This is a genomic window from Nostoc sp. (assembly GCF_035638895.1).
Lineage (GTDB): Bacteria > Cyanobacteriota > Cyanobacteriia > Cyanobacteriales > Nostocaceae > Nostoc.
In genome coordinates this window covers 1-2,880 of record NZ_DASQZC010000284.1, presented here as the reverse complement: position 1 = coordinate 2,880, position 2,880 = coordinate 1, and the positions used below count along the sequence as shown (strand labels likewise).

3 protein-coding genes are annotated in these 2,880 nt (G+C 42.4%); 1 reads left to right on the top strand and 2 read right to left on the bottom strand.

The window, feature by feature from the left end:
* Positions 1–256: 256 nt before the first annotated feature.
* Entirely contained in the window at positions 257–454 is a 198-nt protein-coding gene (locus VE944_RS13585; RefSeq protein WP_118166258.1) for a hypothetical protein, read from the bottom strand.
* Between the two features lie 198 nt (positions 455–652).
* Between VE944_RS13585 and VE944_RS13580 the strand changes: the two genes are divergently transcribed.
* The gene (locus VE944_RS13580; protein WP_324977796.1) at positions 653–1,948 is read left to right on the top strand and encodes a chloride channel protein; all 1,296 of its coding nucleotides are present in this window, start codon (positions 653–655) and stop codon (positions 1,946–1,948) included.
* A 180-nt stretch (positions 1,949–2,128) separates the two neighbouring features.
* On the opposite strand, the gene uvsE is transcribed toward VE944_RS13580, so the two are convergent.
* Positions 2,129–2,880 (bottom strand): UV DNA damage repair endonuclease UvsE (gene uvsE / locus VE944_RS13575; RefSeq protein WP_324977794.1); only part of this gene is annotated, 752 nt, incomplete at its 5' end.

Here is a 2,880-nt window from a genome sequence, read left to right as displayed (position 1 = left end):
AATTTTCCCCCTTCCGCATCGGGAAGGGGGTTAGGTGAAGCTTTTCCACATAACGTGAAAAGTCAGCTTAACTTATACCTTCTATTGCTAAAGAGTGATATTTACTTAGGGACTGACAAAAATAAAATCAGCTTCTACCGCAGAAATTCCAAATGATTCATTACTGAAGGTAAGTGATACACATTACTAACAAGATTCCCGACTTCTTTAAGAAGCCGGGAATCAAAGCATTTCGATTACTCTTTTGCAAACCCAATCAATCATCAGTTGGATCATCGATCATTTCTGGTACTAAAGCTGGGTTACTTTTACGTTCTTCTGGTGATTGCTCCCGAATAACATCGTCTATTCTTGCAGGATGTTTGATTTTGTCCAGTACCTCTGGATCTAATTGCGATGGATCGCCTTCTGGACTAGACTTTTCAGCTTGACTAGGAACTGTTTCCTTATTCATCACTATTTTCCCAAACTTATAGGCCAAGCTTAAGTTCTTTTGTAGTCAGCTTCACACTATCTGGAGACTTAATTTCACACAGCAATAAGTAAAAAAAGCGGAGACATCGCCCCTTATAGATCAAAGATGATTAAATAGCCTTTACTATAAAAAACGTAAATATTCTGTATTCTCTGTTTCACAAATAGGAAATAAGCAGTGTTACCAAAAAAGCCTCCCGCTACCAATCAAACTCAACGCTGGACATTTGCTCAACTTTTTGGACGGGTAAAACGTAATCCCTTGATGATTTCGCAGTGGTTGATCTGCTGGGTAGTTGTAGGCATTGCTGGTGGTCTATTTGCTGCGTTGTACTGGAATGTTTTAGAACTTTTAACTCACCAGTTGCAAAAAGTTGAAGGTTTTAGCCTCCTGATGTTGATGCCACTAGCCGGCTTAGTTGTTGGGCTGGTGATTCATTTTTTAGGAAATCCCGGTGAAATCGCCGTGATTGTTGATAATATCCATTTTCGTGGCGGACGCCTAGATGCTCGTAAGAATCCCTCAATGATTCTTGCTTCTTTAATCAGCATATCGGCAGGCGGTAGTGCTGGCCCTGAAGCACCACTGGTACAGGTAACAGGTTCTTTTGGTACTTGGGTTGCCGATCGCCTAAAACTCCAGGGTGAAGACCTCAGAACCATGAGTTTAGCGGCGATGGCGGCTGGTTTCACTGCCTTGTTTGGCGCACCTCTTGGCGGTGCAATGTTCGCCCTAGAGATTTTACACCATCAGCATATTGTGGAATATTACGAAGCCTTGATGCCAGCCATTGTTTCGAGTTGCGCTAGTTATTTGGTATTTGCAGCAATAACACAATTAGGAATTGCGCCGACTTGGCATTTTCCCCAGTACCACCTAGACAAGATTGATGATTTTGCGATCGCTATTATGTTCGGTATCATCGGAGCGGTGGCGGGATGGATTTTTATGGGCATTTTTCGGGGCTGCGATTACTTGCTTGCTCGAATTCCTGGCCCCATTTATGTACGCACAACATTAGCAGGATTCGGGCTTGGCACTTTAGCAGTTTTATTACCCCTAACCCGTTATTTTGGACATGAAGAGTTAGAATCAGTCCTCGCTACTAACTTTGGTGCTATTTTTCTCTTAACTCTCGCTCTTGGTAAAATGGCTGCCATTAGCATTACAGTAACAGGTGGGTGGCGCGGTGGATTCATCATCCCTTTGTTTTTCACTGGTGCTTGTATTGGTAAAGCTGTAGCAGTCTTAATTCCCGGACTTAATCCGGCCCTTGCAATGATTTGTACAATGGCGGCTATCAATGCAGCTGTAACGCGTACACCTATAAGTACGACTTTGCTACTGTCAAAACTGGCTAATTTGACTCCTTTTACACCAATTCTTTTTGCCAGTTTAATTGGATTTTTTCTCGCGCCCAAAGTTCCCCTGATTGCATCTCAATTGAAGTCCCAGAGAGAAGCTACTGAATGAAAGGGTAGCTAGTAGTCTGTCAAGGGAAGCTTGAAGGGTAAAGGAACGAACCGCAAAAAGCGCGAAGAAAGAAGGAAAGAAGGGAAATTGATGAGTAAGTTCGTAGTAAGCACTTTAGTCCTAATCTTCTAAGCACTTTAGTGCTTACTACAAACCTTCAAAACTAGCTATTGTGTTAATTTAGGTACAATTATTTTCCATTAGCCAATTAGAGCGCAAAAGCGCGATCGCTTCTTCTTTTTGTTTGGCTTCGACTTCGATCCACGGTGCTTGGTGGTAGACGTTGGGCATATCGGTAATCAAATTGCTGTGTTTTCTGTCATTGAAAGCTTGCTCACCATTGGAAATATGGACTAATTGCCAATCTGGATTTGTCCAAGTTTCTCGCGCTGCGTAAAACATTGATTCTACACTCGGATGATCGTAACTATCTAAATTTTCGTGGCAAATATGATGATGGGCATCAAATACCATCGGCACGCCAGCTTGCTGACATACTGCTAAAATCTCGTCGGCGCTATAGGCGTATTCATCGTTTTCTAGCGTCAAGCGGCTTTTGATATTTTCTGGTAGTTCGGAAATTACTTTTACTAGTTGTTCAGGACGTTGAGATTTGCCACCATGAATATTCATCAATGACCAAGGCGATCGCGGTAAGCCCAGTAAGTCAAATATACGTGCGTGCCATGCTAGATTATTGATACTTGCCTGTACGACTTCGGGAGAATCAGAACTCAGCACTACATATTGATCTGGATGCAACACCATTCTTATGCTCAATGCATTTGCTCGTTGACCGATTGTTGCTAAATCAGCGCTCATTGTTTCTAATATATTTGCGCCGATTTCGTCTTCTAAGTCACTTAGGGGAAATAGAGCAGAAGACATCCGGTAAAGCTGAATTTGATTTTGCTCACAAAACGAAAGGGCGT